At 63.2% G+C, this 26,920-nt stretch carries 29 protein-coding genes; 14 read left to right on the plus strand and 15 right to left on the minus strand.

Going from position 1 to position 26,920, the window contains the following annotated elements:
• Positions 1-96: 96 nt before the first annotated feature.
• Positions 97-771, minus strand: a complete 675-nt coding sequence (locus tag NKI79_RS14875) for an ArsR/SmtB family transcription factor (protein WP_352802330.1) — start codon at positions 769-771, stop codon at positions 97-99.
• Between the two features lie 68 nt (positions 772-839).
• Here NKI79_RS14875 and NKI79_RS14880 point away from each other — a divergent pair, with 68 nt between their 5' ends.
• The 3 genes from NKI79_RS14880 (at position 840) to NKI79_RS14890 (ending at position 1,826) form a co-directional block, all read left to right on the plus strand.
• A complete protein-coding gene (locus tag NKI79_RS14880; protein ID WP_352802332.1) occupies positions 840-1,055 on the plus strand; it encodes a DUF1127 domain-containing protein in 216 nt (71 codons plus the stop codon).
• A gap of 97 nt (positions 1,056-1,152) precedes the next feature.
• The gene (locus NKI79_RS14885) at positions 1,153-1,485 is read left to right on the plus strand and encodes an NIPSNAP family protein (protein WP_352476818.1); all 333 of its coding nucleotides are present in this window, start codon (positions 1,153-1,155) and stop codon (positions 1,483-1,485) included.
• Positions 1,482-1,826: an antibiotic biosynthesis monooxygenase family protein gene (locus NKI79_RS14890; protein WP_352802334.1), complete on the plus strand. Its 345-nt coding sequence runs from the start codon at positions 1,482-1,484 to the stop codon at positions 1,824-1,826. The genes NKI79_RS14885 and NKI79_RS14890 overlap by 4 nt, the downstream gene beginning before the upstream one ends.
• 6 nt (positions 1,827-1,832) lie before the next feature.
• Here NKI79_RS14890 and mbfA read toward each other — a convergent pair whose 3' ends face one another.
• Positions 1,833-2,816, minus strand: coding sequence for an iron exporter MbfA (gene mbfA / locus NKI79_RS14895; protein WP_352802336.1), 984 nt, complete (start codon positions 2,814-2,816; stop codon positions 1,833-1,835).
• Positions 2,817-2,996: 180 nt separating this feature from the next.
• Here mbfA and NKI79_RS14900 point away from each other — a divergent pair, with 180 nt between their 5' ends.
• From NKI79_RS14900 to NKI79_RS14910, 3 genes are all read left to right on the plus strand, one after another.
• Positions 2,997-3,314, plus strand: a complete 318-nt coding sequence (locus NKI79_RS14900; protein WP_254818024.1) for a hypothetical protein — start codon at positions 2,997-2,999, stop codon at positions 3,312-3,314.
• A gap of 202 nt (positions 3,315-3,516) precedes the next feature.
• Positions 3,517-4,494, plus strand: a complete 978-nt coding sequence (locus tag NKI79_RS14905) for a threonine/serine dehydratase family protein (protein ID WP_352802338.1) — start codon at positions 3,517-3,519, stop codon at positions 4,492-4,494.
• A 92-nt stretch (positions 4,495-4,586) separates the two neighbouring features.
• Positions 4,587-5,240: a glutathione S-transferase family protein gene (locus tag NKI79_RS14910; protein ID WP_352802339.1), complete on the plus strand. Its 654-nt coding sequence runs from the start codon at positions 4,587-4,589 to the stop codon at positions 5,238-5,240.
• 35 nt (positions 5,241-5,275) lie between these two features.
• Here NKI79_RS14910 and NKI79_RS14915 read toward each other — a convergent pair whose 3' ends face one another.
• From NKI79_RS14915 to NKI79_RS14930, 4 genes are read right to left on the minus strand one after another with little or no spacing between them, the layout of a single operon-like run.
• Entirely contained in the window at positions 5,276-6,412 is a 1,137-nt protein-coding gene (locus tag NKI79_RS14915) for an ABC transporter permease (protein ID WP_352802379.1), read from the minus strand.
• 8 nt (positions 6,413-6,420) lie between these two features.
• The gene (locus tag NKI79_RS14920; RefSeq protein ID WP_352802341.1) at positions 6,421-7,341 is read right to left on the minus strand and encodes an ABC transporter ATP-binding protein; all 921 of its coding nucleotides are present in this window, start codon (positions 7,339-7,341) and stop codon (positions 6,421-6,423) included.
• A complete protein-coding gene (locus NKI79_RS14925) occupies positions 7,338-8,291 on the minus strand; it encodes an HlyD family secretion protein (RefSeq protein ID WP_352802343.1) in 954 nt (317 codons plus the stop codon). The genes NKI79_RS14920 and NKI79_RS14925 overlap by 4 nt, the downstream gene beginning before the upstream one ends.
• A complete protein-coding gene (locus NKI79_RS14930; protein WP_352477088.1) occupies positions 8,288-9,004 on the minus strand; it encodes a CerR family C-terminal domain-containing protein in 717 nt (238 codons plus the stop codon). The genes NKI79_RS14925 and NKI79_RS14930 overlap by 4 nt, the downstream gene beginning before the upstream one ends.
• 88 nt (positions 9,005-9,092) lie before the next feature.
• On the opposite strand from NKI79_RS14930, the gene NKI79_RS14935 reads away from it, so the two are divergent.
• The 3 genes from NKI79_RS14935 to NKI79_RS14945 are packed head-to-tail and all read left to right on the plus strand — an operon-like array spanning position 9,093 to position 10,776.
• Positions 9,093-9,566: a CYTH domain-containing protein gene (locus NKI79_RS14935; RefSeq protein ID WP_254818029.1), complete on the plus strand. Its 474-nt coding sequence runs from the start codon at positions 9,093-9,095 to the stop codon at positions 9,564-9,566.
• A complete protein-coding gene (locus tag NKI79_RS14940) occupies positions 9,563-10,507 on the plus strand; it encodes a CHAD domain-containing protein (protein WP_352802345.1) in 945 nt (314 codons plus the stop codon). The genes NKI79_RS14935 and NKI79_RS14940 overlap by 4 nt, the downstream gene beginning before the upstream one ends.
• A 41-nt stretch (positions 10,508-10,548) precedes the next feature.
• Positions 10,549-10,776, plus strand: coding sequence for a hypothetical protein (locus NKI79_RS14945; RefSeq protein ID WP_254818031.1), 228 nt, complete (start codon positions 10,549-10,551; stop codon positions 10,774-10,776).
• Between the two features lie 50 nt (positions 10,777-10,826).
• Here the strand turns inward: NKI79_RS14945 and NKI79_RS14950 are convergent, their stop codons facing one another.
• Entirely contained in the window at positions 10,827-11,627 is an 801-nt protein-coding gene (locus NKI79_RS14950) for a helix-turn-helix domain-containing protein (RefSeq protein ID WP_352802347.1), read from the minus strand.
• A gap of 115 nt (positions 11,628-11,742) precedes the next feature.
• Here NKI79_RS14950 and NKI79_RS14955 point away from each other — a divergent pair, with 115 nt between their 5' ends.
• A complete protein-coding gene (locus NKI79_RS14955) occupies positions 11,743-12,603 on the plus strand; it encodes an SMP-30/gluconolactonase/LRE family protein (protein WP_352802348.1) in 861 nt (286 codons plus the stop codon).
• A gap of 16 nt (positions 12,604-12,619) precedes the next feature.
• Here NKI79_RS14955 and NKI79_RS14960 read toward each other — a convergent pair whose 3' ends face one another.
• The 4 genes from NKI79_RS14960 to NKI79_RS14975 all read right to left on the minus strand — a co-directional run bounded on the left by NKI79_RS14960 (position 12,620) and on the right by NKI79_RS14975 (position 16,151).
• A complete protein-coding gene (locus tag NKI79_RS14960) occupies positions 12,620-14,332 on the minus strand; it encodes a SulP family inorganic anion transporter (RefSeq protein WP_352802350.1) in 1,713 nt (570 codons plus the stop codon).
• Positions 14,333-14,512: 180 nt separating this feature from the next.
• On the minus strand, positions 14,513-14,782 hold the full coding sequence (locus NKI79_RS14965) for a helix-turn-helix domain-containing protein (protein ID WP_292656925.1): 270 nt from the start codon (positions 14,780-14,782) through the stop codon (positions 14,513-14,515).
• Between the two features lie 314 nt (positions 14,783-15,096).
• Complete coding sequence (locus tag NKI79_RS14970; protein ID WP_352802351.1) at positions 15,097-15,798, minus strand: phosphatase PAP2 family protein; 702 nt, start codon at positions 15,796-15,798, stop codon at positions 15,097-15,099.
• A gap of 14 nt (positions 15,799-15,812) precedes the next feature.
• The gene (locus tag NKI79_RS14975; protein ID WP_023679017.1) at positions 15,813-16,151 is read right to left on the minus strand and encodes a hypothetical protein; all 339 of its coding nucleotides are present in this window, start codon (positions 16,149-16,151) and stop codon (positions 15,813-15,815) included.
• Positions 16,152-16,353: 202 nt separating this feature from the next.
• On the opposite strand from NKI79_RS14975, the gene NKI79_RS14980 reads away from it, so the two are divergent.
• Positions 16,354-18,360, plus strand: a complete 2,007-nt coding sequence (locus NKI79_RS14980; RefSeq protein WP_352802352.1) for a PhoX family protein — start codon at positions 16,354-16,356, stop codon at positions 18,358-18,360.
• A gap of 103 nt (positions 18,361-18,463) precedes the next feature.
• Here the strand turns inward: NKI79_RS14980 and NKI79_RS14985 are convergent, their stop codons facing one another.
• From NKI79_RS14985 to NKI79_RS15000, 4 genes are all read right to left on the minus strand, one after another.
• Entirely contained in the window at positions 18,464-19,144 is a 681-nt protein-coding gene (locus NKI79_RS14985; protein WP_352802354.1) for a GNAT family N-acetyltransferase, read from the minus strand.
• Positions 19,144-19,632, minus strand: a complete 489-nt coding sequence (locus NKI79_RS14990) for a MarR family winged helix-turn-helix transcriptional regulator (RefSeq protein ID WP_352802356.1) — start codon at positions 19,630-19,632, stop codon at positions 19,144-19,146. The genes NKI79_RS14985 and NKI79_RS14990 overlap by 1 nt, the downstream gene beginning before the upstream one ends.
• A 135-nt stretch (positions 19,633-19,767) precedes the next feature.
• Positions 19,768-20,529 (minus strand): ABC transporter permease, encoded by a 762-nt coding sequence (locus NKI79_RS14995; RefSeq protein ID WP_352509411.1) that lies wholly within the window; start codon positions 20,527-20,529, stop codon positions 19,768-19,770.
• Between the two features lie 14 nt (positions 20,530-20,543).
• Entirely contained in the window at positions 20,544-21,470 is a 927-nt protein-coding gene (locus NKI79_RS15000) for an ABC transporter ATP-binding protein (protein WP_352509392.1), read from the minus strand.
• 262 nt (positions 21,471-21,732) lie between these two features.
• On the opposite strand from NKI79_RS15000, the gene NKI79_RS15005 reads away from it, so the two are divergent.
• The 3 genes from NKI79_RS15005 to NKI79_RS15015 all read left to right on the plus strand — a co-directional run bounded on the left by NKI79_RS15005 (position 21,733) and on the right by NKI79_RS15015 (position 26,759).
• Positions 21,733-23,106: a cytochrome ubiquinol oxidase subunit I gene (locus NKI79_RS15005; RefSeq protein ID WP_352802358.1), complete on the plus strand. Its 1,374-nt coding sequence runs from the start codon at positions 21,733-21,735 to the stop codon at positions 23,104-23,106.
• A complete protein-coding gene (locus NKI79_RS15010) occupies positions 23,103-24,107 on the plus strand; it encodes a cytochrome d ubiquinol oxidase subunit II (protein ID WP_352802360.1) in 1,005 nt (334 codons plus the stop codon). Before NKI79_RS15005 ends, NKI79_RS15010 begins: the two co-directional genes overlap by 4 nt.
• A 102-nt stretch (positions 24,108-24,209) precedes the next feature.
• Entirely contained in the window at positions 24,210-26,759 is a 2,550-nt protein-coding gene (locus tag NKI79_RS15015; protein WP_352802362.1) for a mechanosensitive ion channel family protein, read from the plus strand.
• The last annotated feature ends 161 nt before the right edge of the window (positions 26,760-26,920 follow it).

The raw sequence follows: 26,920 nt of genomic DNA on the forward strand, positions 1-26,920 counted from the left end.
GATTTTCCGTCCGGAATTGCGTCAAAACAACAAAGATAGAGCGGTTCGGCGTTTCCGTGGAGACGACGGGCCGTTCTGGTGCGTCGAAGCGAGCCGTCAGGCGAGAAACGTCTTCTCGAATGCCTGCTTGCCTGTCGGCGAGAAGATCACCGCACGGCTGTCCTTCTCGCGCCGCGCCCATTTCTCGGTGAGGATCTTATCGAGAATGGCGGCGCCCAGCGTGCCGGCGAGGTGCGAACGCCGCACGCTCCAGTCGAGGCAGGCCCGGCACACCGGTCGCCGCGCCTTGCCCTCGACATCGATGCCGATCGCGGCGAAATGCGAGGCGGCCGACGGCCCAAGCCGGATCTCCTCATCATTGCGCAGGAGCACTTGTCGGGCGACGAGACGGTCCAGCATCGCCACCGCCTGGTCGCCGGCTAGGTGGTCGTAGCAGACCCGCGCCACGCGCATGGCGGCGTCGCGTGGGCCAGGCCGCACTCGTTGCGGCCCGACCGCGGCGGCAACACCGGTGATCGCCTCGATCATGCCTGCTACCTGCGGGCCGGCGAGGCCGTAGTAGCGATGCCGTCCCTGGCTTGCCAGCGTCAGCAGCCCGCCTTCCATCAGCTTCGACAGATGGGAGCTCGCTGTCGGAAGCGACACGCCGGCCTCGAGTGCCAGTTCACTCGCCGTCAGTGCCGTGCCGCCCATCAGTGCGGACAGCATGTTTGCCCGCGCCGGATCGCCCACCAGGCTGGCAATGCGGGCTATGTCAGGTCCTTCGCGCATGGTTCGTTCCTCATCGAAGCATCCTCGTCAGACAAGCATTAATCTCCATGCAAATCAAGGAGACGACAATGCCTGCAAGGACCATTCTCGGCGCCGCGCCTGCTCGCCGGCCGTTCCCGTTCATTGTCTTGCGCCGCTTGCGGCTGCGGCTCCTGAAGCGGTGGTACGACCGTCATTTGCAGCGTCTCGACCTCGCCGAGATCGACGATCATCTGCTGCGTGACCTTGGCCTGACACTCGAAGACGTCCGCCGCGAATGCGCGAAATCCTTCTGGCAAACCTGACCGTCCAGCGAATTTGCCTGGCATATCGATCTTCGAAACGTTTCGACCCGGCTCGAACTGTGACCGCCAGAAAACATCCACTGCCAAGGAGGCGAAAATGACCATCACCTGCTTCATCCGCTACGAGATCGATCCGTTCGGCAAGGCGGCGTTCGAGGAATATGCACGCAATTGGGGGCAGGCGATCCCGCGCTGCGGCGCCGATCTGATCGGCTATTTCGCGCCGCACGAAGGCTCGGCCACTACGGCTTATGCCGCCTACAACATCGACAGTCTTGCGGCCTACGAAGCCTACCGCGCCCGGCTCGCCGCTGATCCCGCCGGCAAGGCGAATTACGAGTTCGCCCGGCGGGAAAAATTTATCCTGAAGGAGGACCGCGTCTTCCTCAAGCTGGCCTCCGGGCCACATGCTTCTTTGGTGAAGCCATGATCGCCGTCATCTTCGAGGTCGAGCCGGCGGCGGGCATGCGCGATGCCTATCTCGGCATCGCCGCCGATCTGCGCCCACTGCTCGCCGGCATCGACGGTTTCCTGTCGATCGAGCGCTTCCAAAGCCTTGCCGATCCGAACCGCATCCTGTCGCTATCCTTCTGGCGCGACGAGGATGCGGTGAAGGCCTGGCGCAACACGCAGGAACATCGGCAGGCGCAGAGGGCTGGGCGCGGCGGCATCTTTGCCGGCTACCGTTTACGCATCGCCCATGTCATGCGCGACTACGGCCTGACCGAACGCGCCGAGGCGCCAGCAGACAGCCGGGCGGTGAATGGGTAGCAACTGCTATGCATTCCCGATCAGCACCCCTGCCGCAAACACCAGCGCGCCGCCCAGCACCACCTGGAAGGCGGCGCGCCAGAATGGCGTCTGCATGTAGCGGTTCTGTACGAAGGCGATCGTCCAAAGTTCGAAGAACACCACGACCGCGGCGACGACCGTCGCCGTCCAGAAAAGCGGGATGAGATAGGGCAGCGCGTGCCCGAGCCCGCCCAGCGTCGTCATGACGCCGACGGTCAGCCCGCGTTTTACCGGCGAGCCGCGGCCGGATAGCTTGCCGTCGTCGGAGGCCACTTCGGTGAATCCCATCGAGATACCGGCGCCGATCGAGGCGGCAAGCCCGACCAGAAAGGTCTGGAACGTGTCGTGTGTGGCAAAGGCCGCGGCAAAGATCGGCGCCAGCGTCGACACCGAGCCATCCATCAGCCCGGCCAGCCCGGGCTGCACGTAGGTCAGGATGAACTGACGTTGCTCGGCTGCCGCCTCTTCGTCCTTGACCGCGCCCGATATATGCTTTTGTTCCAGCCGCTGCGCCAGTGTCTCGTGGCCCTGTTCGGCCACCGCCAGATCGTCGAGCAACTTTCTCGTCGAGGCATCGCCTGTGCGTTTGGCCGCCTCGATATAGAACAGGTAGGCCTGCCGCTCCATGGCCTCGGCTTGGCTGCGCACATGATCGATACCGAGCGGCCTCACCAGCCAGTCCGGCTTGCGCTCGTAATAACCCTTCACATGTTCGCGCCGGATTAGCGGTATGCGCTCGCCGAAACGCTTGCGGTAAAGCTCGATCAGCGCGTCGCGATGGCCGTCCTCTTCCTCCGCCATTTCCTCGAACACTTTGGCCGATTGCGGAAAGCTTTCCGCCAGCCCGTCGGCATAGGCGCGATAGATGCGCCCGTCATCCTCCTCGGAGGAGATTGCGAGCGCCAGGATCTCCTGCTCCGAGAGAGATTCAAACGGACGGCGGCCGAAGCCGAAAACGCGAGAAAGCATGAGAAATTCACCCCAGTTTAGAATAGTTCTAAACTAGAGCTTCGCACATCCTCGGTCAATCGCGCCCGCTCCACTCATCTGCTCAAAAGTATCAACGTCGAAACCGAACGAGGCATCGTTTGCTATCGGCAAACGTTCACCTATATAATCGAATCTGAACCAAGAGAAAGGAACCCGCAGATGCCGGAACAACAGCAGCCGTTTGACCCCAAGCCGGTTCTCGACCTGATCGCTAACATCGAGGCGGACTTGCAGCGCCTGAAAGGGCTGGTCGAGCAGCAGGTCGAAAAATTCGATCCCGCCAATCCGCACAACAAGGCTCCCGACGGCAAGTTGACCGAGGAGGGCGTCGAGTGCTGCTATCGCCTGTTCGACGAGGGTAAGTCGCGCTATTCGGTTGCTCAGCAGATGAAGATCTCCTTCGCTGCTGCCACCCATCGCTTCAACACCTGGCGCAAGATGGGCGGCCCCAAACGGCAAAAGACGCTGTTGGGATGAGGAGCGGCCGGCAATGCCGGGTCAGGCAACGATTTGTCGATTGAAGCGACGAATGCATAGCGGAGGGTGGAGGCGGCGGTGGTTGACAGTCACGCCCCACCCCTGCCTCCAAGTCGAATTGTAACGGTCACATTTTTTCATTGGTGCGCGGCCTCCCTTTCCGTGCACCATAGGCGGTCTTATTTCTTGCAGGACCCCAGCCATGACCATCCCTCCCGGCGTCGCCGATATTCACAGCGCAGCAGCGCGATTGTCCGGACTGATCGTCGAAACGCCGCTGATCGAATCGCCGGAGTTGAATAAGCGCTTCGGCGCCAGGATCCTGTTCAAGCCGGAGACGTTGCAGCGCACCGGCTCGTTCAAGTTCCGCGGTGCATATAACAAGCTCTCCTCGCTCTCGGCGAAAGAACGCGCCCGCGGCGTCGTCGCCTTCTCGTCGGGTAATCACGCGCAAGGCGTTGCCGCCGCAGCGGCGATGTTCGGCGTCAAGGCCGTCATCGCCATGCCCGCCGATGCGCCGGCGATGAAAGTCGGCAATGTCAGGAAGATGGGCGCCGAAGTGATCACCTTCGACCGGGTCCGCGACGATCGCACTGCCGTTGTCCGTTCTTACGTGGAAAAGGGCATGGTCCTGGTGCCGCCCTACGACGATCCGGCCATCATCGCCGGCCAGGGCACGATCGGCCTCGAATTGATGCGCCAAGCAAAAGCGCTTGGCGTCAGCCTCGATGCGGTAGTGGTTCCCTGCGGCGGCGGCGGGTTGAGCAGCGGCATTTCGATCGCGGTCAAGGACGCCTCGCCGGACACCGCCGTCTGGGCCGTGGAACCCGAGCATTTCGACGACACACGCCGCTCGCTGATCAAAGGCGCCAGGGTGTCGAACGCGCCCGGCCAGACCTCGATCTGCGATGCCCTTCTCGTCGCCGAGCCGGGCGCCATCACTTTCGAGATCAACCGTAAGAACCTTGCCGGCGCCATCGCCGTTTCCGACCGGGCGGTGGCCCAGGCGATGCGCGACGCGATGGCTTGCCTGAAGCTGGTGGTCGAACCTGGCGGCTGCGTCGGCTTGGCCGCGCTGTCGTCAGGCGAGATCGACCTTACCGGGAAATGCGTGGCCGTGGTGCTGTCCGGCGGCAATGTCGATTTCAGCACCTATGCCGAGATCATTGCTGCCAGCTAAGATAGCAACCAGTTGCAGGTCATGCGCAGGTTCGAGGCGCTCGAGCCTCCGTTGCGTCCGGTCGAACCGGTCCCATTCAAGGACTGAGATCAATGAAACTGTTCTTCAGCCGCAATCCCAATCCTCGCCTCGCGGTCGCCGTGGCACGTTATCTCAATGCCAAGGTCGAGTTTGAATTCGCCTCCCCCTTCGCTCCGGGGCAGGCCGAGCGCTTTCGGCCGCTCAATCCAAATCTTTCATTGCCCATCCTTGTGGACTTGGGAAAAAGCCTCTGGGAGGCCGATGCCATAGCCTGCCGGCTTTCACGCGACACGCATTCGCATTTTTGGCGCACCGGCGACGACGAGCCGGAGATGATCCGATGGCTGAGTTGGGGCAAAGAGAACTTCGCAAGAGCCTGCGATGTCGTTCATTTCGAACGCGGGACCAAACAGCGCTATGGGCTCGGCCCGATCGATCAGGCACGAGTTGAGGAGGGCCTGAGGGACTTCAGTACCGCCGCTGCAATACTTGATGCTGAGCTTTCCCAGCGAGAATGGCTGGTCGGAAATTCGGTTTCCTACGCCGACTTTCGAATGGCGACGTTTCTGCCCTTCAACGACGTCGCCCGATTGCCTCTCGACGATTATCCCTCGGTCGGCCGCTGGTATCGGCAGCTTGAAGAAATCGATGCCTGGCGCGATCCCTTCGAAGGGCTCAATGCACCTGAATTGACACCGGTCCCGGGCCAGGCCAAGGCCGTGTGATTCTCGATCATTTGCGCAAGCTGATTGCGTCGACCCTAATCCAGCGTCCGGCGGAACCGCACCAGCGCAACGCCGGCGAACAGCGCCACGAACACCACCAGCCAGCCGATCTCCGTTGCCACCGCCGGCAGCTCGGCGCCCTTCAGCATCACCGCGCGGATAATGCGCAGGAAATGCGTCAGCGGCAGCACTTCGCCGAAAACCTGCGCCCAGTCCGGCATGCCGCGATAGGGGAACATGAAGCCGGACAGCATGATCGACGGCAGGAAGAAGAAGAAGGTGAGCTGCAGGGCCTGCATCTGCGTGCGGGCGATCGTCGAAATCGTGTAGCCGAGCAGCACCAGCGCCAAGACGAAGATCAGAACCGCCGTCAACAGCAGCGACATAGATCCGGTGAAGGGTATGGCAAACAGAAGCTTCGAGGCCGCCAGCACCACCACCACCTGCACGGCGCCGACCGCCAGATAGGGCAGCACCTTGCCCAGCATGATCTCGAGCGGGCTGGACGGCATCGCCAGAAGGTTCTCCATCGTGCCGCGCTCGGTCTCGCGCGTCAGCGCGATCGAGGTCATCATCACCATCGTCATCTGCAGGATGACGCCGAGCAGACCGGGCACGATGTTGTACTGCGAGACGGCTTCCGGATTGTAGCGCCGGTGTACTACCACCTGGAGCTGGCCCCGGGCAGCTTCAGCCGCCGTCTCCTGCATGCCGCGTGCCCTGAGCAGCGCCTGGTTGGCGACGGTGCCGAGCGTCGAGATGGCGCCGCTGGCGACGGCCGGGTCGGTTGCATCCGCCTCGATCAGGATCTGCGGGCTGTCGCCGCGCTCGACCCGTCGGGCAAAATCGGCGGGAATGGTGACGACGAAGGCGACATCGCCGCGCGCCATCAGGAATTCGGCTTCGGCGGCACTTTGCGCAACATGGTCGAAGCGGTAATATCCGGTGGTCTGCAGCGCCGAAACCATGGCCCGCGTGTAAGGATCGCTGCTCATCGCCACCAGCGCCGCCGGCAGGCTCTTCGGATCGTTGTTGATGGCATAGCCGAACAGCACCAGCTGCATCAGCGGCACGCCGAGCATCATGGCGAAGGTGATGCGGTCGCGCCGCATCTGGATGAACTCCTTGATCAGCAGCGCGCCTAGCCTGGCGAAGGAAAAGATGCTGTTTATCCCGTTCTTCATCCCATGTTGTCCTTCGAACCGGACATGAACTGGATGAACACATCCTCCAGGCTGGTCTCGCCGGGCGATACCGTGACGCCCTTGTGCTCCTTCTCGACATCGGCAAGCGCTGCCTGAAGCGCCTTCCTGTCGGAACCGACGACATGCAGCGTCGCCCCGAACGGCGCCACCTGGTCGACGCCGTGGCGGCCATGAAGTGCGGCCGCGACCTGATCGAGCCGTGGCCCTTGCAGGACGAAGGTGGTCAGCCCGGCATTCCTCACCACGTCCTCGACCGTGCCAGTGGCCAGCATCTTGCCGTAGGAGATGTAGCTGATGCGGTGGCAGCGCTCGGCTTCGTCCATGTAATGGGTGGAGACCAGCAAGGTCAGGCCGCCGCTCGCCAGCCGGTGGATCTCGTCCCAGAATTCGCGTCTGGCCTTCGGATCGACGCCCGCCGTCGGCTCGTCGAGCAGCAGCAATTTCGGCTTGTGCATGATGCAGGCGGCCAGCGCCAGCCGCTGCTTCCAGCCGCCGGACAGCGTACCGGCCAGCTGGTTCTTGCGCGATGTCAGGCCGAGCTCCTCAAGCGTCTTAGCCACATGCCCGTCGAGCGGCTTCAGCCGGTAAAGCCGTGCCACGAATTCGAGATTCTCGCCGATCGTGAGGTCTTCGTAGAACGAGAATCTCTGTGTCATGTAGCCGACTTCGCGCTTGATCCGCAGGCTGTCGGTGCGAATGTCGAAGCCCAGAACCGTGCCTTCGCCCTCATCCGGCGTCAGCAAGCCGCACATGATGCGGATGGTCGTCGTCTTGCCTGAGCCGTTCGGCCCGAGGAAGCCGACGATCTCGCCCTCGGCCACCGTCATCGTCACATGGTCGACGACGGTCTTGTCACCGAAGCGCTTGACCAGGCCATGCACGTCGATGACGTTCATTTTCCGATGTCCGCCAGGTCGACGTCGACGATCTGCCCGGGCTGCAATGCGCTGGCGTCGCCCTCCGGCCGCGCTTCGACCAGATAGACCAGCTTTTGCCGGGTCTCGAGCGAGTAGATCACCGGCGGCGTGAATTCCGGATCCGGTGACACGTAGCTGACGCGAGCCTTCACGCCCGCTCCGCAACCGTCGCAATGGACATTGAGCAGCGTGCCGACATCGACCGAGGAGAACGCGCTTTCCGGCACATAGACGCTGAGCTTCACCGCGCCATCCGGCAGTATGGAGATGACCGGCGCGGTCGGCCCGGCCGTGTCGCCTGGATAGCGGATGACATCGTTGACCCGGCCGGGCGAGGGTGCCGTCAGCACGCGCTTCGACAGCCGCCATTGCGCTTGCTCCAGCGCCGACCGCGCCTGCCTGACCTGATTGTCGGCAGCCTTGATCGTCTCGGGCCGTGCCGGCAGCCCGCCGACGGCGAGATTGGCCTCCGCCTGGCCGACCTGCGCGTTGGCCGTCTCCAGCGTCGCGGAAGCCGTGTCGTAGTCGGCCTGCGTGCCGGTGCCGCGTTTGAACAGATCGCTGGCGCGGATGTAACGGCGTTTGGCGTCGGCGGCTTGCGCCTTGGCCATGTCGACCTGCGCCTTGAGCACCGCAATCTCTTCCGGCCGCTTGCCGACCTGCAGGTCGGCAAGTTGCGCCTGGGCCTGCGCAAGGGCCGCCTCGGCTTGTGCGATGGCGATCTTGGCGTCGGCGTTTTCCAACGTCACCACCGGCGTGCCGGGCGCGACGTGGTCGCCGCGCTTGACCGCAATCGTCTCGACCTGCGCCACCTCGATCGGCGCGAGCAGGACGTAGTCGCCCTCGACGTAGCCGACGGCGAGCGGTGCTGCCGGCGCGCAGGCGCTGAAAAGCTGGGCGGCAAGCGGCAAAGAACAGAGCAGGCTCATGATCCACGATCCTTCCGGACAGCCAAATCGCGCCGAGCTAAAATCGCGCTGAGATTGTCGGTTATTGTTGCCGCGATCTTGCCGGCCTCATCATCGCCGATCTTGCGCCAGCCCATCCGGCGCATAACGGCCTCGCGGCCGATGCGGAAATAGACGACCTGGCCGATCAGCGTGAATACGGTGAGTTTTGTGCGCTCGCTCTCGGCCGGCTCGCCCGTCGCCTGTTCCCAGATGAGGCAGAGCCGGCGATGCGCCGGTTCGAACACGCCGTCATAGATACGGTCGAGGGCCGCGGTAGGATGCGACAGCTCGCGCAGGACGAACTGTACAATCTCGCCTGCTTCCGGCCTTGCCGCGATGAAGGCGACCATGCGCTCCAGTGCGACGGCTAAATGTGCCCGCGCGGCTTCGGTGTCCGCCAATGCCGCGACCGGCGCCTGCAGATTGCCGATCGCCTGGCCGGCAACGGTCTGGATGGTGTCGACGATGTAGTCGGCCGCCGCGTTGCGGAGCCCTTCCTTGCCGCCGAAATGATAGGCGATCGAGCCGATATTGGCCTTGGCCTCAGCCGCGATCTGGCGCGTCGACGTGCCGTCGAAACCCTGGCGTCCGAACAGCTTCAGCGCCGCGCGCACGAGTGCCGTCCGCGTCATGTCTGCGGCGGTCTTGGGCGCCTCATGAGGAAGGCTGCTGGCGCTGGGCGATTTGATCATCATCGACAATTTAATCAATCGAATGATTAAAGTCAACTGCGATCAAGCGGCTTGCCAACTCCGGCCGTGCGCGCTCTAGTGCGTGGCCATGGGCAAGGAAATCGAGCGTAAATTCCTGGTCTCAGGTGAGGAATGGCGGGCAATGGTCGAGGCGGACATTCATATCCGTCAATTCTACCTTGTCGCCGAACCCAGCCGTACGGTGCGTGTGCGCATCAGCAATGATGCCGCCGCCAAGCTGACGCTCAAGTTCGGCAGCCAGGCACGCCAGCGCGATGAATTCGAATATCCGGTGCCTTTGGCGGAGGCGCAGGAGATGCAGGCCTTTGCCATCGGACATGTCATCGAGAAGACACGCCATCATGTTAGACACCGCGGCTATCTCTACGAAGTCGATGTCTTCGGGGGGACGCTTGCGGGGTTGGTGATCGCCGAGCTCGAGACGCCGGAGGATGTACCGGACGAAATGCTGCCAGATTGGCTCGGCCGCGAAGTCACCGGCGAGCCGAGATTTTACAACGCGTCGCTCGCCCTTGGGGGGATTGCGGAGATCGTCGCATGAGCTTTCGTATCGATCCGCACATGTCGCTGACCGGCGAGGTCAGGCGCATCCTCGCCGAGGAGATCGGCAAGGCGCTTGTCCATCTGGACGCCGCGCGTGACAGGCCCGAACAGGGGCTGCACAACTGTCGCAAACGGCTGAAGAACGTCCGCGCCTTGCTGCGCCTTGTCCGTTCCGGAGACGAAACATTCTGCGAGACTGAGAATCAATGCTACCGCCAGGTGGCGGCCCTGCTTGCCGGCCCGCGCGAGGCGACCGCACTGGTGGAAACAATCGACCGGCTAGCGGCAAGCTTTCCCGAGCAAAGTGCCGGCGGTGGCCTCGATGCCGTTCGCGACCGGCTCGTCGCGCGCCTGCATGAACTGCATGGCGGAGCAGGCCTCGATACTGCGATAGGCGCGGCGATCGCCGCTTGCGAGGAAGGTGTCGGCCGGATTGACAAGCTCGCTCTGCCCGACCAGCCGGAGCAGGCTGCCGACGTGCTCGCCGAAGGCGCGCGCGCCACTTTGCGCCGCGCCAGGAAAGCGCTGGACAAGGCGGCTTCGCGCGGCGAAGCCGATGACTTTCACGACCTGCGCAAGGCGGCCAAGACGCATGGCATGCACCTGTCGCTGCTCGGCCGGCTGTGGCCGACGCCGATCAAGGCCCGGCGCAAGGCCGTCGATGAATTGGGCGAGCGGCTCGGCGAACTGCACGACGTGTTCGTCATGCGCGCGCTTCTCGATGCCGAGGACCAGCCGCTCGGTCCCCCTGAGGACACGCGGTTGCTTGCCAAGCTGCTGAAGCGCTCGGAAAAGAGCCTGAAAAAAACCTGCCTCGCCGAGGCGGGCGAGCTTTTCGGCGACAGTCCGAAGCGCTCGACAAGGAAGCTTGCCCGCAAGGTGCGCGACGACCTCACAGCGGTATCGCACGAAGACGCCGGCGCGCCTGGCGTGGGCTGATCATGGTGTAATTTGCCGCCCTGTGATAATCGCCGTCTGGAATGACCGAGCCCGGCGACACGCTTCTGGACCGACTTGGCCGCTGGCTTGCCGGCCGGCTGCAGGAGGAATCGTCCGGCTACGAGCCTTACACGCCGTCGGACGCTATTCGCGCAAGGAAATCCTGCCATCACTCGCTCTACACGCCGCGCGACTTCGACCTGTCGCCCTATTTCCGCATCGTCAAGCCGACCCTCGAATATGGTTTCGACTACCGGCAGATGATTTGAGACGACAACCCCAGGATTACCAACGCCGAAACAAGGGTTCAGAGTGGCGGCTAGGCCGGCAGCGGCCGTCGTGTCTTTGCGGCGGCCCGGCCGGGTGTCCGCGCGCCGGCGTCGCGCGGATGCGGTCCAATCGGCATGATCGCCGGGAATGGCGTCGCGCCGAAAGCGAAGGTCCATTTGTAGCCGATCAACCCGTCTTCCGGCGTCGTGTGCTGATCGTGATGCGCAAGCAATTTGGCGCGCTCGGCCAGTTCCTCCGCCTCCCGCCTGACCATTTCCGCCGTCTCGGGCCGCATCCGCCTGGAGAAGCTGACGAATGTCGCCTCGCGCTCCAGATGCGTGATGGCCCAGCCGATGAAGTTCTTGTTGGTCACCTCGAACAGTGGCCGCAATGGCCCGTCGAAATTCCACTGGATTGGCGTCTCGACCAGCAGCCTGGCCGACAGGCCGCGACCGAGCGCGACCAGCCCCAACTCCTCGAGGTCTCGCAGATAGAGGAACATCGAAGCCTCGCTCAACCCCTGTGAGCGCATGATACCTTCGGGCGTAAATTTTTCCGAAAGCATGACGAAGATGAACAGCAGTGCCGGCCGGCCGGCGAGCTTGCGCTCGATCTCCGGCGCGATGTGGTTGGCAGGTCCTGGTCCTCTGTTCATAGAGCCGAGCACGTTCTCCAACTCCACGCCGGCGGCAGCGCAGATCTCCATCAGCCGGTCGAGCTTGCAGTTGCGCTCGTGGAAGATGCGCTTCACAGTCGGCTCGGAAACGCCCATGCGCTCGGCAAGGACGCGGTAGGTTACGCCCTTGGCCTTCAGCGTCCGCTTCAGCGCGTCGAAGATCAGGCCGTTCATGGGATGCACCTCTTTTGCACGATTTGGTATCAACCTTCGGTACTAGTCCCGATAGATCTTCCCGGAAAGTATCGAAAGGCCTAGCTCTCCGCCAGTCCATTACAGGAGACTAGCCATGAAAAGCCTCTTCACACCGATACTTCTCGCCATCTTCGGCATCGCGACTGCGCCGGCAATTCAGGCCGCTGAACTCTGGCGCGCCAGCGGCCTCGAGCAACCTGAATCGGCGCTCTTCGACGCCGCCGGCCAGCGCGTTATCGTCTCGAACATCGTCGGCAATCCCGGCGAAGCCGACGGCAACGGCTATCTGTCGGTTCTGTCGATGGACGGCAAGCTGGTCACACAACACTGGACCGACGGCATGGACGCGCCCAAGGGCATGGCGATTGCCGGCGGCAAACTCTACGTCGCCGACATCACCCATGTGCGCGTCGTCGATCTCCAAAGCGGCAAGCTAGCGTCGACGATCGACGTGCCGAACGCTGTCTTTCTCAACGACATGACCGCTGATGCATCCGGCAAGGTCTACGTCACGGATATGCTTGCCGATACGATCTATCGCATCGACGGCGACCGGCCCGAACTGTTCATCAAGGATGCGGCGCTCGCTTCGCCGAATGGCATCTTCGCCGATGGCGGCCGGCTGATCGTCGCTTCGTGGGGCAAGGGCATCAAGCCCGACTTCAGCACCGCGGAGCCGGGCGGCCTGCTCTCGGTCGATCTCGCCACCAAGGCCGTTTCGCCTCTGGCTGGCGCGGAAAACTTTGCCAACCTCGATGGCGTCGTTGCCATCGGCGGCAGCATCTACGCCACTGCCTATATGACCGGCACGCTCTACCGCTACAAAGCCGGCGGTACGCCGCAAGTGGTTGCGACGTTCAAGCCGGGCAGCGCCGATATCGGCACAGATGGCAAGTCGACAATCTTCGTGCCGCTGATGAATGAGGGCGAGGTCTCAGCGTTGGGCCTCGACTAAGCCGGCAGTTGCCAGCTCAGGCGGCGGGCGCGGCTTTCTTCAGCTGCGCCCGCGCATCCGTGATCGATGCGGCATAAGTCACCAGCGGCCGCTTGACACCGTGGTTGATCAGCATGCGGCGTGTCTGCGGTGAAGCGCCTGAGATAATAAAGCGAACGCCGGCGCGCTTGGCCTTGTGGGCCGCGCCCTCGATGACATTGGCCGCCGTCGAATCGAAGAACGGCACCGCCGAACAGTCGAGGATGAAGTTCTTGCGCTGGTCGGCGATGCGGTCCAGCACCGTGCCGACGGTCGAGGCGGCGCCGAAGAAGAAGGCGCCCGATATCCGGTAGACGACGGTGTCGGCATCGCTCGCCTCGCTGGAATCATAAGCGCTGGCTCGGTCGGCGACGTCTTCCTGCACCAAGGATTGATGGTCCGCCTCCACCGCGATGCTCTTGGCCATGCGGTCGATGAACAGGATCGAGCCTAGCGCGAAGCCGACCACGATGCCTTCGGTCAGGTCGCGGAAGATGACGATCAGGAACGTCGCCATCAGTACCAGCGCATCGCCGCGCGAGGCGCGCAGCAAGGTGGCGAAGGCCTGTTTCTCGAACATGTTCCAGCACACCACCGCCAGCACGCCGGCAAGTGCTGCAAGCGGGATATAGCTGGCCAGCGGTGCCGCCAACAGCATCAGAGCAAGCAGGATGGCCGAGTGCATCATGCCTGAGACCGGTCCATGCGCGCCGGCCCGTACATTGGTCGCGGTGCGGGCAATGGTGCCAGTGGTACATATGCCGCCGAACAAGGCGGAGGCGATATTGGCGAAGCCTTGCGCCACCAACTCGCAATTGGAGCGATGCCGCCTTCCGGTCATGCCGTCGGCGACGACGGCCGACAGCAGCGATTCGATCGCCCCGAGCAGCGCAAAGGCGATAGCGTCCGGCAGCACGTCGATTATCCTGTCGAGGCTGAGCGGCGGGAAAGCCGGCCATTGCAGGCTGCGCGGGATGCCGCCGAAGCGCGTGCCGATCGTCTCGGCCGGCATGGCGAGCAATGCGACGACGAGGGATGCCAGTCCGATGGCAATCAGCATAGCCGGCCACTTCGGCCGAAACCGCCTCAACGTCGCAATGGTGATGATGGTCAGTGCCGCCACCGCGGTTGCGGCGAGGTTGATTGTTCCGGCCGCCTCGCCGATGGCCATCAGCTTCGGCACCAGCGGCCCTGGCTCCTTGCCGGCGAGCTTCAGCCCGAACAGTTCGACGATCTGGCCGGAGAAGATGATAACAGCGATGCCGGCGGTGAAGCCGACGGTCACCGGGTAGGGGATGAATTTGATGTAGGTGCCAAGTCTGAGATAGCCGATGGCAAGCAGGAACACGCCGGCCATCATCGTCGCCAGCAGCAAGCCGTCGACGCCAACCCGCCCCACCGTCGCCGCCACAAGCACAATGAAGGCGCCGGCCGGGCCGCCGATCTGGAAACGGCTGCCGCCAAGCGCCGAGACCAGGAATCCGCCAATGATCGAGGTGTAGAGCCCGCGCTCCGGCGTCACGCCTGAAGCAATGGCAATTGCCATCGACAACGGCAGCGCAACGATGGCGACAGTCAGCCCGGCGATGGCATCCGCCTTGAAATGCGTGAGCGTGTAGCCCTCGCGCAGCACCGTCACCAGCTTCGGGGTGAACAGTTCGGAAAATGTCGGCCGCGCCGGTTGATGCACTGCCCGCTCCGTCTGATCCATCGAGTGCCTTCCGCATGAAACCAAGGAGCGGCGGGATCGTCGGCAGGACTGTCGGCGGTCGCCGTCGCGACTTGGAGCGGCGTGCGTCCAAATAGGCGCACAGATACGCCCCAACACTTTTGACCCGCGCATCGGACTATCCGAAAATCGAATTTGATTTTCGGCGATGCGGCAGTAGCGTCAGCCTTGCGGGTTCTGCGGCGTGACAGGCTTGAGGCGAACGCCCCTGCCGCCACGCTCGCTCGCCTGGTTCTCGCCGATCAGCTCGACCCCGGCCTCTTCAAGGGCCTGGATGACCTTCATCAGCGTATCGACCACGCCCCGGACCACGCCGTCGCTCGCTTCCATGCGCTGAATGGTTGGAAGCGAAACCCCGGCGCGCTCGGCGAGGGTCTTCTGATCGATGCCGGCCAGCGCCCTCGCGGCACGCATCTGCGCGGCAGTGATCATCGGTCAAAACCCCGTCTGAGTTCTGCAGTATCACGTATAATACCTTCATAATGATGGGTCAAACATCATTTTGCATATGTGAAACATGCAACAGTCTTTGCCAGCCGGTGCGCTGGCATGCTACAAACCTCGACATCGTTAGGCGGGACATCCATTGCGGTACCGATTTCACAGGTACGACCTTAAAAAGGATGAGCAGGTGAAGACATTCAAAGCGTTGGCGACCTCGACAGTCTTGCTGTCGATGGTTTTCCTGCTGGCAGGCTGCGGACATGGCCTGATCAACAGGCTGATTTGAAGTAGTCCGGCCGACGTCAGGTGCCGTCGGCCCGCCCTAGCCATCGCTGCAGCAATCGTGCCGCCAGCCAGCACAGCATCGCCCAGGCAAAGCCGGCGCACCAGCCGGCCAGCACGTCGGACGGCCAGTGGACGCCGAGATAGATGCGGCTGATGCCGACGACCACCGTCGTCAGCACCGCCAGCACGAGTACATAGATCTTCGTTGTGAGCCCGGGCAAAAACCGTGCCGCCATGCTGCCCAGCGTCAAATACGTCACCGCCGACAGCATGGCGTGGCCGCTCGGAAACGAAAGCGATGCCACATCGGCGAGATGCGAGACCAGATCGGGGCGCGGCCGGTCGATATCGAATTTCAGCACGCTTGACAGGAGCTGGCCGCCCGCCACCGCGACGAACATGAGAAGCGCCGCGCCTGGCCTGCGGATAAGGAGCAGATAGACGATCATTGCTGCCGTGATCAGCACCAGCACGCTGGCGCTGCCAAGACTGGTGACGTCGCGCATCGCTCCTTCCAGCCACGCCGGTCCGATCGGATTGTCGGGCTGGCCGGCCTTGCGGAAGGCAAGCAGGATTTCGGTGTCGAAGGCATGCGGCGTGGTCGCCCGCGCCAGCTCCATCAGTTCTTCGAACCCCCACAGCCCGCCGGCAATGACCAGCCCGGCCAGCAGAACCGGGAACTCCAGCCAGTTGCGCAGTCTGCTTGCAATCTTCTTCATCGGCCCGATCGCAGCTACAGCCTTTGCAGATAGGGCCCGAGCGTGATCAGCGCCACAGCTGCGATGGCAAGCACAATGCCGGTTGCCTGCAAGGCATTGACGCGCTCGCCGAAGAAGACCAGCGCCACCACATTCACCGACACCAGCTGGATCACCGCCGACAGGCTGAACGACACCGACATGCCGAATTCACGGATCAGCCTCAGCATGATCAGATTGCCCAGCGAATAGAGCGCCAACGTCAGCACGATCTTGCCGAGGCTCGGCGCCAGCCCCCACTGTTTTGCGGCCATCGCCGCCAGCAGGAAGATCACGGTCGAAACGCAGAGCTGCCCAAGTCCCCAGAAACTCACTTTTGTTCCTCCCGATGCGGTCCCTACGCGCCTGCCGCAGCTCTTGTTTCCGAAGCGCCGGTCGCGGTCAAGCGGGACTGATGTTGGATACGAAATCGCAGGTGGCAATTAGCCGGCATGTCATCAAACTGTGACCTGCCGGTAATACCGGATTGGCCAGACAACACGCTCCAGCAATCCATCCAGCCAGAGGCAGGCCCCCATGACCGAACAGCGCTCGACCGAACATCGCACCCCTGACGCCCATTTCCGCACCAGTCTGCTCGAGGAAAACGATGGGCCAGGAGTCAATCCCACCGACAACCGCACCATGGGTGAGATCATCGCCGCGCGGTTCTCGCGCCGCGGCTTCCTCAAGGGCTCGCTTGCCGTCTCGGCCATAGCCGCTACCGTCAGCCCGCTGGCGCTGATCACCGCCGACAACGCCCGCGCCGCCGAAGGATCCGCCTTCGCTTTCGACGAGCTCGAGGCCGGCATCGACGACAAGCATCACGTCGCACCTGGCTATGACGCCGACGTGCTGCTGCGCTGGGGCGATCCGCTGTTCGCCGATTCGCCGGAATTCGATCCGACAAAACAGTCGGCGGAAGCCCAGGCCAGACAATTCGGCTACAACAACGACTATGTCGGTTATATCCCGATCGGCGGCTCGGCCGAGCATGGCCTGCTGGTCGTCAACCACGAATACACCAATCCGCATCTGATGTTCCCGGGCCTCGTCACCATCGTCGATGGCAAAGCCAAGCAGGCGCCCCTCAGCAAGGAGCAAGTCGATGTCGAGATGGCCGCGCATGGCGGCACCATTGTCGAGATCCGCAAAGAAGCCGGCAAATGGCAGGTCGTGCGCGACGGCAAGCTCAACCGCCGCATCACCTCCAACACCGAGATGGCACTGTCGGGTCCCGTCGCCGGCCACGACCGCGTCAAGACCAGCGCCGACCCGAGCGGCACGAAGGTCATCGGCACCCTCAACAACTGCGCCGGCGGCGTCACGCCGTGGGGCACCTATGTCATGGCCGAGGAGAACATCCACGGCTATTTCTCGGGCGAGCTGCCGCAGAGCCATAACGAGGCGGCCAACTACAAGCGCCTCGGCATTCCCGAAGGCGCCTATGAATGGGCGGCGCATCACGACCGTTTCGATATAGGCAAGGAGCCGAACGAGCCGAACCGCTTCGGCTGGATCGTCGAGGTCGACGTCCAGGATCCGACGTCGGTGCCGAGGAAGCGCACCGCTATGGGCCGCTTCAAGCATGAGGGCGCAGAATCGATCGTCGCCAAGGATGGCCGTGTCGTCTTCTACCTCGGCGACGACGAGCGCTTCGACTATGTCTATAAGTTCGTCACCACAGGCAAGTTCAATCCGGACGATCGCGCCGCCAACATGAACTTGCTCGACGACGGCACCTTGCATGTCGCCAAGTTCGCCGAGGACGGTTCAATCGAATGGCTGCCGATCGTCTTCGGCCAAGGGCCGCTGACGGCGGAGAACGGCTTTGCCAGCCAGGCCGACGTGCTGATCGAGACGCGCCGCGCCGCCGACCTGCTCGGCGCCACGAAGATGGACCGTCCGGAAGACATCCAGCCCAATGCCGCCAATGGCAAAGTCTATGTCATGCTGACCAACAATTCGAAGCGCAAGGCCGATCAGGTCGACGCCGCCAACCCGCGCGCCGAAAATGCCTTTGGCCACATCATCGAGATCGTCGAGGACGGCGGTGATTTTGCCGCCACCAAGGGCAAGTGGGAAATCCTGCTGAAATGCGGCGATCCCGCCGTGGCCGAAATCGGCGCCACCTTCTCCACCGCAACCACTGCCAATGGCTGGTTCGGCATGCCGGACAATTGCGCGGTCGATTCGGCCGGCCGCCTCTGGGTTGCTACCGACGGCCAGGGCCCGAAGGTCACAGGCCGCACCGACGGCCTGTGGGCGGTCGACACGGAAGGCCCGGCGCGGGCGACCTCAAAGCTGTTCTTCCGTGTGCCGATCGGCGCCGAAATGTGTGGTCCCCTGTTTGCGCCGGACGACCAGACTGCTTTCGTTGCCGTCCAGCATCCAGGCGACGGTGGCGAGGACTGGGAGGCTTTTGGGCGTCCGTCCTATTATGAGGATTTGTCGACCCGCTGGCCTGACTTCAAGCCGGACATGCCGGTGCGCCCGGCGGTCGTTGCCATCACCAGGCAAGGCGGCGGCAAGATCGCGGTCTGAGACGCAGGAAGGCCTTGCATTCTCGAGGAAGGATTTCGGTGATGCGAAATCCTTCCTTTCCTGATATGGGATGCATCCATGCTGCGCATCATGCGCCGACTAATCATTCGGTGCGCTGAACCACGGCCACATTCATTGTGCTTCGCAACCTGAAGCCAATGGACTCGTATAGTCTGATGGCCGTGGCGTTGCTGGCATAGGCGTGGAGATAGGGAACTTCGCCGCGAGCCACTATCCGGTTTGCCACGAACAGGGACAGCAGCTTGCCCAGGCCACCGCCGCGAAATTCCGGATGTGAGCACACCCCGCTGAGTTCGGTATAGCCAGGTTGCTTCATGCGCTCGCCGGCCATTGCCACAAGTCTGCCTTCGATTTTCACGCCCCAAAAATCGCCCAGGCTCAAGGCTTCGAGCGTGAATGGGCCAGGCTTGGTGAGCAATGCCAGGGCGAGCATCTCAGCCGCATCGTCTCGGGTCAGACGTTGCACACGTTGGTCAGACACGGTTTGCAACGGCCGCTCGGCAATCATTTGAACCCCGGCTGCGGTCGAAGTCGCAAAAAGCCCCGCGGGCAGAGCAATGGCGTCCGACTGAAGCAGGATGACACTCTCGCCCGCGGAGACAAGCTGTTCGAGCGCCCGCAGGCTTTCCGCGTCGTCGGCGCCAGTGGCGGCGAATGGAACGATCGACGGCCGATACCGCCTGGCGAGGTCATTACCTTGCGCGAACGCCCGATGTCGCGTCTGAAGTGCGCTCCAGATAGGGCGGTCGAGCAGGTGTCTCATTACGCCGCGCCCTCCGGATTTTTCACTCGACGGTCGAGAGGAGCCGCGGCGAGGCCGTCCTCGATGGCGGTCAGCTGCTCAAGAAGCGGCCCCGAAAGATCCGCGCACAAATCCGCAACGGCGTTTTCGATGCGCGGCCAGACCTCGCGCTTTGCGACATCGACCAGCCGCCGGCCGTCCCGAGTGAGAGAGACAATCCTGCGCCGCTGGTCATCGGTCGACGGACTAACCTCGAGCAATCCCAATCCGGCCAGAAGCGAGACGCTTCGCGTTACACCTGGCTGCGCGATGCCAAGCGATTGCGCCAGTTCCCCGACAGGCAGCGGGCCCAGCCTGTCGAGCGCGGCCAGCAGTGGGTACTGGCTCGCCTGAACCGGAACATCCAGCCGGTCGAGCAGGCGCTGCGCCTCCGCTTGCAGTTGCTCGCCTATACGCTTCATCCTGGTGCCCAGGCACAAGAAACCAAGCGATCGTACGACGTCTTGCATATGCCAATCCGTCTCGCGAAAAACCATAACATGATATATAACAAAACATGAAGATCAAGGGCTATCGTCGCAAGGGCTGCACTCAGCGCTGTTTCCGTTGACCGATAAGGCTGCTTTGCCTGGCAGGCCAGTCGCTCAGTTGCGCAGCCGGTAGCCGGTCCTGAAGATCCAGGCGACGATTGCTATGCAGACGAGCAGGAAAACAACCGTCATGCCGAGGCTGACGCCGACCGAAACGTCGGATTTGCCGTAGAAGCTCCAGCGGAAGCCACTGACCAGGTAGACGACCGGGTTGAACAGCGTCACCGTGCGCCAGATGCCGGGCAGCATGTTGATCGAATAGAAGCTGCCGCCGAGAAAGGTCAGCGGCGTGATGATCAGCAGCGGCACCAGCTGCAGCTGCTCGAAGCTCTTCGCCCAGATGCCGATGATGAAGCCGAACAGGCTGAAGGTCACCGCCGTCAGCACCAGGAAGGCGAGCATCCAGAACGGATGCTCGATGTGAAGCGGCACGAACAGCGAGGCCGTCGCCAGGATGATCAGGCCCAGCACGATCGACTTTGTCGCCGCACCCCCGACATAGGCGATGACGATCTCCAGATAGGACACAGGCGCCGACAGCAATTCGTAGATCGAGCCGACGAATTTCGGAAAATAGATGGCGAAAGAAGCGTTGGAGATCGACTGCGTCAGCAGCGACAGCATGATCAGCCCCGGCACGATGAAGGCGCCGTAGCTGATGCCGTCGATCTCGGTGATGCGCGAGCCGATGGCCGAGCCGAAAACGACGAAATAGAGCGACGTGGAAATGACCGGCGAAACAATGCTCTGCAGCACCGTGCGAAGGGCGCGCGCCATCTCCACCCGATAGATCGCCCATACCGCATGAAGATTCATGACCGCGCGCGGGTTCATGCCGGTTTCCTCACCAGATTGACGAAGATCTCCTCAAGCGAGCTGTTTTCCGTATCGATGTCGCGGAACTGGATGCCGGCCGCCTCGAGCTCGCGGATCAACGAGGCGACGCCCGGCCGTTCGCTCTGGTTGTCATAAGTATAGGTCAGCTGCCCGCCATCCGGCGAAAGCTCCAGCGCGTAGCGCGAAAAGGCGTCGGGAACGGTGGCCAGGGGACTGCGCAGTTCCAGCACAAGCCGCTTGCGGCCGAGCTTGCGCATCAGCTCGGCCTTGTCCTCGACCAGCACGATCTCGCCGCGGTTGATGACGCCGACGCGGTCGGCCATCGCCTCCGCTTCTTCGATGTAGTGCGTGGTCAGGATGATGGTGACGCCGTCTTCGCGCAGCCGGCGCACCATCGCCCACATGTCCTGGCGCAGCTCGACATCGACGCCTGCCGTCGGTTCGTCGAGGAACAGGATGCGCGGCTCGTGCGACAACGCCTTGGCAATCATCAGCCGGCGCTTCATGCCGCCGGACAGCGTGATCGCCTTGGCGTCCTTCTTGTCCCAGAGCGACAGGTCGCGCAGCACTTTTTCGACGAACGCCTTGTCCGCCGGTTTGCCGAACAGGCCGCGGCTATAATTGACCGTCGCCCACACGCTCTCGAAGGCGTCGATGGTCAGTTCCTGCGGCACCAGCCCGATCAGGCTGCGCGCCGCGCGGTAGTCGCGGTTGATGTCATGGCCATCGACGGTGACGGAACCCGACGAGCGGTTGACGATGCCGCAGACGATCGAGATCAGCGTCGTCTTGCCGGCGCCGTTCGGCCCGAGCAGCGCAAAGATCTCGCCGCGTACTATATCGAGATTGATCTCCTTCAGCGCCTTGAAGCCGGTGGCGTAGGTCTTGGTGACCCCGGAAATCGAGATGATCGGCTGCATGGCTGAAAACGGCTGCTTGAAACAGAGTTGTTGATTTAATCCGCTGAATGTCGGTTCGCAAACCCGGATGTCAATGCCGCTCCTGACAGTTCTGGACATCGAGGTTCGCCGGAATAGGCGACACCTGGCCGATCGTCCAGCCAAATCCAGGCAAAAACAGATTCACCGACACTGCGGCGTTCCGCCTCGCGGCGGGACGCCGCTTTGACCGTCCCGCGCATGAAGCCTATCCTTGTACAAACAAGCAGCAGCCGGAGCCGCCATGGACCCGCTCATTCTGTCGCGCATTCAGTTCGGCGCGAACATCTCGTTCCACATCCTGTTCCCGGCGATCACCATCGCGCTCGGCTGGGTGCTGCTGTTCTTCAAGCTCCGCTACAACGCGACAGGCGATTCGGCCTGGATGCGCGCTTATTTCACCTGGGTTAAGGTATTCGCGCTGTCCTTCGCCATGGGCGTGGTTTCCGGCGTCACCATGAGTTTTCAGTTCGGCACCAACTGGCCGGGCTATATGGAGACGGTCGGCAACATTGCCGGCCCGCTGCTGGCCTACGAGATCCTGACCGCCTTTTTCCTCGAGGCGGCGTTCCTCGGCATCATGCTGTTCGGCTTCCGCCGCGTCTCGAACCGCGTCCATACGCTGGCGACGGTGCTGGTGGCCGGCGGCACCACCTTGTCCGCCTTCTGGATCATCGCACTCAATTCGTGGATGCAGACGCCGGCCGGCTTCGAGATGCGCGATGGTGTAGCGCACGCCACCGACTGGTGGGCCGTTGTCTTCAATCCGTCCATGCCCTACCGGCTCGTCCATATGCTGCTTGCTTCGGGGCTGACCGTCTCGTTCCTGATCGCCGGCCTGTCGGCGCTGCGCTATCTCTACGGCGATCGTTCGGAATCGATGTGGAAGGCGCTGCGCACCGGCGTCTTCACCGCCGCGATCCTGATCCCGATCCAGATCTTCGCAGGCGACCAGCACGGCCTCAACACGCTCGAACACCAGCCGCAGAAGATCGCCGCCATGGAGGCCAACTGGAACACCGGTCCCAACGTGCCGCTGGTGCTGTTTGCGCTTCCCGATGAAGCGGCGAGCGAGAACAGGTTCGAACTCACCATTCCCGACGGCGCCAGCCTCATCCTCAGGCACAGCGCCGGCGGCGTCGTGCCGGGGCTGAACGATTATGCCGGCAACCATCCGCCGGTATTTCCGGTGTTCTGGGGCTTTCGCATCATGGTCGGCACCGGGCTCCTGATGCTCGCCGTCTCCTGGTCGGCGGCCTTTTTCCTCAAGCGCCGCCACAGCCTGCCCAAGCCGCTGGCGCTCGTCATGGTGCCGATGGCGCTGTCCGGCTGGCTGGCGACGCTGGCCGGCTGGTACACCACCGAGATCGGCCGCCAGCCCTGGCTGGTCACCGGCGTGCTGCGTACCGCCGATGCTGTCGGGCCGGTCGCCGGCAGCCATGTCGCGCTGTCGCTCGCGGTCTACCTCATCCTCTATGTGCTGCTCTTGATCGCCTATCTCGGCGTGCTGGTGCATCTGGCATTGAAGGCGGCGAAGGATGGTGACACCTCGCCGCTGCCGGGTGTCATGAACAGGCCGCTGTCGCAGCCGGTTGCGCAACCGGGAGAAACATCATGAGCGTCGACTGGCCGACCCTGCTGCCTCTGATCTTCGCCGGCCTGATGGGCCTCGCCATCCTGATCTACGTCATCCTCGACGGCTTCGATCTCGGCATCGGCATCCTGTTCGCCGCAGCCGAAGGCACCGAACAGGATACGATGATCGCCGCAATCGGCCCATTCTGGGACGCCAACGAGACCTGGCTGGTGCTGGCGGTCGGCCTGCTGCTGGTCGCCTTCCCGCTGGCGCACGGCACCATCCTGACCGCGCTCTACATTCCGGTTTTCGTGCTGCTGGTCGGCTTGATCCTGCGCGGCGTCGCCTTCGATTTTCGCGCCAAGGTGCCGGCCGGCAGGAAGCACCGCTGGAACCGCATCTTCTTCCTCGGCTCGGTCGTCGCTTCGCTGGCGCAAGGTTATATGCTCGGCGTCTATGTGCTCGGCCTCGACGTCGGCCTTGGCGGCATGGCGTTCGGCGCGCTGGTGGCGCTCTGCCTTGCCGCGGCCTACGCGGCAATGGGCGCGGCCTGGGTCATCTATAAGACCGAAGGCGATCTGCAGAAGAAGGCGGTGCTGTGGCTGCGCACGACGCTGGTGCTGACCGCGCTCGGCATGGTCGCGGTGTCGCTGGCCACGCCCTTTGCCAGCGCGCGCATCTTCGACAAATGGTTCGTCTGGCCGGCGATGCTCTATTTGTCGCCGCTGCCGATCCTGTCGGCAGTGCTGTTCCTGTGGCTGTGGCGCCAGACCTTCCATCTGCCGAAACCCGGCGACCGCCACGCGCTGCTCCCGTTCCTGACATTGGCCGCGATCTTCACGCTCGGCTTTGCCGGCCTCGCCTGGTCTTTCTACCCCTTCGTGGTGCCCGACCGGCTGACCATCTGGCAGGCTGCTTCGGCACCCGAAAGCCTGGCCGTCATCCTGGTCGGCACGGTCGTCGTGCTGCCGATCATCATCTTCTATTCGTTCTTTGCCTACCGAGTGTTCGCCGGCAAGGCGACGGATCTGACCTATGACTGACCGGCATCGCCGTCGCAGCCTGAAACAGAATATTCATCTTCAAGCGGAATAACCTTCTCTGGCCGGCCGAGCAGAATCGTCGGCATCAAGAAGGGCGATGCAATGACCCCCTTTTTTGCGGCAGGACAGGATCGGCTGCTGCTTTTGCTGATCCGGACGGTCGCGCTGATCGGCGCACTCGCGCTTGCCGGCCTGCTGCCGGCGATGCCGCAGGCGCATGCCCAGGACGCGGCCAACTGGACCGGCGTGTGGGACACGAAATGGCGCGGCGGCGGCGCCCAGATCAAGTTCGAGCAGACCGGCGCCGACGTAAAGGGCGTGTACCCGCTTTATAACGGCCGTATCGAGGCCAAGGCCGAAGGCGACAAGCTTGTCGGCCACTGGTTCGAAGGCGACCGCCAGGGCGCCTTCACCTTCGTCCAATCGCCTGACGGCGGCAGCTTCATGGGCCGCTTCGATGCCGCCACCGCCGAATGGTGGACAGGTGTGCGCGTAAGCGCCGTCGAGGACGTGCGTGTCGACCAGTCGAGCCCGATGAGCACCATGCGCTCGTTCCTGCAGACGATGAACGAGAGCGGCGCCGACAACGTGCCGCGCGCCACCGGCGGCGGCATGGGTCTTGCCGGTCTGGCGGCGGGTCTCGTCGACGTCACCGAGGCCGACCGCGGCGGCCTCAACATGCCCGATTACACCAAGCTGCTGTTCACCGTCATCGACAACGCGACGTTCCGTCTGTGGAGCCTGCCGCATGACGCGATTGCCGGCGACGAGGTGACGGCGACGCTGCCGCAATACGGCACCAGGGTCTCCTTCGCCGTCACTTTTCGCCGCAGGAATGGCGACTGGTTCATCGTCGGGCCGCCACTTGGCGAGCTCCAGGCAAAGCTCGCCGAATTCCAGGAAGCGCGTGGCGAAGCCGTCGACATGGTCGACGATCCGAGCAGGCTCGCCTCGCCGCGCGACACGTTCAAGGTGCTGTTGAGCGGCCTCACCGAAGCCGGCGACCCGGCCCAGGCGGCGCTCGACCTGCGCAACTACAGTCAGGCGGTGCGCGGCGACGAGGCGTTCCTGCTCGAGCGCTATCTCAAAAAGGTCATCGACCGCATCGGCTACGTCTATTGGCAGGAGATCCCCGACGATCCGAAGAGCAACACCCCCTTCGTCTATTTCGAGCATCCCGCCGGCAACATCGTCATCGGCCCGGTCGAGACTGACCCCGACGGCACCGGCAAGCGCAAGATCTGGCAGTTCACGCCCGAGACGCTCGCCCACATCCGCGCGGTCTACGCCGACGTCGAAGACGTGCCGGTGGCGCCGGAATTCGCCGCCTTCGCCAGCACCGACCCGTTCTTCATCGCCCGTGGCCTTGCCCGCGAGATCAGCCCCGGCCTGCTCACCCGCGCCGGCCCGATGGAGCACTGGCAATGGTGGATGCTCGGCCTTGCCGCACTGGCCGGCATCGTCTTCGGCTTCATCGCCAATGCGCTGATTTCCTTGTTTGTCCGAAGGACGGACAGCTCGGCCTTCTTCCGCATCGTCGAATGGGCGGTGCGCTCGATCATGCTTGGCTTCTTCCTGCTGTTGACGCTGCGCCCGCTCGGTTTGCCGCAAGTGGTCGCCGCCCCGGTCAAGGCAATCGCCTGGAGCCTGATCGTGATCGGCGCCGTGCCGGTGGTCTGGCACCTGATCGGCAAGGTCGCCGAACACTATCGCGGACTGTGGCAAGTGCCCGGCTATCACGACACGCTGATTTCGCTGTCCACCGGCGTGGCGCGCGTCGCCGTGCTGGTCGTCGCCTTCCTGCTGTTGGCCGAAGTGCTCGCCATCCCCTACGAAGGCGTCATCGCCGGTCTCGGCATCGGCGGTCTGGCGGTGGCGCTGGCCGCGCAGCCGACGCTGCAGAACTTCCTCTCCGGCCTGACGCTCTATGCCGACCGGCCGGTAAGCGTCGGCGACTTCTGCAAGTTCGGCGACCAGTCCGGCACGATCGAGCATATCGGCATGCGCTCGACGCGCATCAGGTCGCTCGACCGCACCATCATCTCGGTGCCGAATTCGGATTTCGCCGGCATGCAGATCGAGAACTACGCCCATCGCGACCGCACCCGGTTCGCGACGACGCTGCAGCTGCGCTACGAAACGACGCCCGATCAGCTGCGTTACGTCCTGGCCGAGCTGCGCAAGCTGCTGATTGCCCATCCGCGCGTTATCGATGAGCCGTGCCGCGTGCGCTTTGCCGGCTTCGGCGCCTATTCGCTCGATATCGACGTGTTCACTTATATCAAAACCGCCGACGTGGCCGAATTTCAAGCCGTCCGCGAGGACATCCTGTTGTCCATGATCAACATCATGGATGATGCCGGCGCGCAGTTCGCCTTCCCTTCGTCACTGGAATACAGAGCCACCGACCTTCCGGTCGACGACGAAAAACGCATCGCTGCGGAGAAAAGGGTCGGCGATTGGCGCGAGGCGCAAAATCTGCCTTTCCCCGACTTCAGCCAGATCGACAAATTCGCCCTCAACAACACACTTGCCTACCCGCCTGAGGGCTCGGCGCATTATCGCGAGACAGAGCCCGACCTGGACTCGGCCGAGGCAAAGGCGACGCTGGAGAAGGTGCGCTGGAGCCTGCCCTGGAAGAAGGGGAGGTAGTTTCGAGACGTTGGCGGGACAGCACCCCCCTCTGGCCTGCCGGACATCTCCCCCACGAGGGCAGGGCTATCGCATATGAGTGATGGCATTGATGAGATAGTCGTCGTTCCAGGCGCATTTCTTGATGCGATGGCTGATGGGGACTTTGGCAGCATCGGCGG

It is taken from the genome of Mesorhizobium sp. M0340 (assembly GCF_040321535.1).
GTDB lineage: Bacteria > Pseudomonadota > Alphaproteobacteria > Rhizobiales > Rhizobiaceae > Mesorhizobium.

Coding starts and splice junctions, on each gene's coding strand:
- NKI79_RS15015 (WP_352802362.1), top strand. CDS start 24,210: ATGACCCCCTTTTTTGCGGCAGGACAGGATCGGCTGCTGCTTTTGCTG.
- NKI79_RS14875 (WP_352802330.1), bottom strand. CDS start 771: ATGCGCGAAGGACCTGACATAGCCCGCATTGCCAGCCTGGTGGGCGAT.
- NKI79_RS14940 (WP_352802345.1), top strand. CDS start 9,563: ATGAGCTTTCGTATCGATCCGCACATGTCGCTGACCGGCGAGGTCAGG.
- NKI79_RS14970 (WP_352802351.1), bottom strand. CDS start 15,798: ATGAAGAAGATTGCAAGCAGACTGCGCAACTGGCTGGAGTTCCCGGTT.
- NKI79_RS15010 (WP_352802360.1), top strand. CDS start 23,103: ATGAGCGTCGACTGGCCGACCCTGCTGCCTCTGATCTTCGCCGGCCTG.
- NKI79_RS15000 (WP_352509392.1), bottom strand. CDS start 21,470: ATGCAGCCGATCATCTCGATTTCCGGGGTCACCAAGACCTACGCCACC.
- NKI79_RS14920 (WP_352802341.1), bottom strand. CDS start 7,341: ATGAACGTCATCGACGTGCATGGCCTGGTCAAGCGCTTCGGTGACAAG.
- NKI79_RS14965 (WP_292656925.1), bottom strand. CDS start 14,782: ATGATCACTGCCGCGCAGATGCGTGCCGCGAGGGCGCTGGCCGGCATC.
- NKI79_RS14905 (WP_352802338.1), top strand. CDS start 3,517: ATGACCATCCCTCCCGGCGTCGCCGATATTCACAGCGCAGCAGCGCGA.
- mbfA (WP_352802336.1), bottom strand. CDS start 2,816: ATGCTTTCTCGCGTTTTCGGCTTCGGCCGCCGTCCGTTTGAATCTCTC.
- NKI79_RS14890 (WP_352802334.1), top strand. CDS start 1,482: ATGATCGCCGTCATCTTCGAGGTCGAGCCGGCGGCGGGCATGCGCGAT.
- NKI79_RS14935 (WP_254818029.1), top strand. CDS start 9,093: ATGGGCAAGGAAATCGAGCGTAAATTCCTGGTCTCAGGTGAGGAATGG.
- NKI79_RS14980 (WP_352802352.1), top strand. CDS start 16,354: ATGACCGAACAGCGCTCGACCGAACATCGCACCCCTGACGCCCATTTC.
- NKI79_RS14985 (WP_352802354.1), bottom strand. CDS start 19,144: ATGAGACACCTGCTCGACCGCCCTATCTGGAGCGCACTTCAGACGCGA.
- NKI79_RS15005 (WP_352802358.1), top strand. CDS start 21,733: ATGGACCCGCTCATTCTGTCGCGCATTCAGTTCGGCGCGAACATCTCG.
- NKI79_RS14945 (WP_254818031.1), top strand. CDS start 10,549: ATGACCGAGCCCGGCGACACGCTTCTGGACCGACTTGGCCGCTGGCTT.
- NKI79_RS14900 (WP_254818024.1), top strand. CDS start 2,997: ATGCCGGAACAACAGCAGCCGTTTGACCCCAAGCCGGTTCTCGACCTG.
- NKI79_RS14910 (WP_352802339.1), top strand. CDS start 4,587: ATGAAACTGTTCTTCAGCCGCAATCCCAATCCTCGCCTCGCGGTCGCC.
- NKI79_RS14960 (WP_352802350.1), bottom strand. CDS start 14,332: ATGGATCAGACGGAGCGGGCAGTGCATCAACCGGCGCGGCCGACATTT.
- NKI79_RS14950 (WP_352802347.1), bottom strand. CDS start 11,627: ATGAACGGCCTGATCTTCGACGCGCTGAAGCGGACGCTGAAGGCCAAG.
- NKI79_RS14995 (WP_352509411.1), bottom strand. CDS start 20,529: ATGAATCTTCATGCGGTATGGGCGATCTATCGGGTGGAGATGGCGCGC.
- NKI79_RS14885 (WP_352476818.1), top strand. CDS start 1,153: ATGACCATCACCTGCTTCATCCGCTACGAGATCGATCCGTTCGGCAAG.
- NKI79_RS14880 (WP_352802332.1), top strand. CDS start 840: ATGCCTGCAAGGACCATTCTCGGCGCCGCGCCTGCTCGCCGGCCGTTC.
- NKI79_RS14990 (WP_352802356.1), bottom strand. CDS start 19,632: ATGCAAGACGTCGTACGATCGCTTGGTTTCTTGTGCCTGGGCACCAGG.
- NKI79_RS14925 (WP_352802343.1), bottom strand. CDS start 8,291: ATGAGCCTGCTCTGTTCTTTGCCGCTTGCCGCCCAGCTTTTCAGCGCC.
- NKI79_RS14955 (WP_352802348.1), top strand. CDS start 11,743: ATGAAAAGCCTCTTCACACCGATACTTCTCGCCATCTTCGGCATCGCG.
- NKI79_RS14930 (WP_352477088.1), bottom strand. CDS start 9,004: ATGATCAAATCGCCCAGCGCCAGCAGCCTTCCTCATGAGGCGCCCAAG.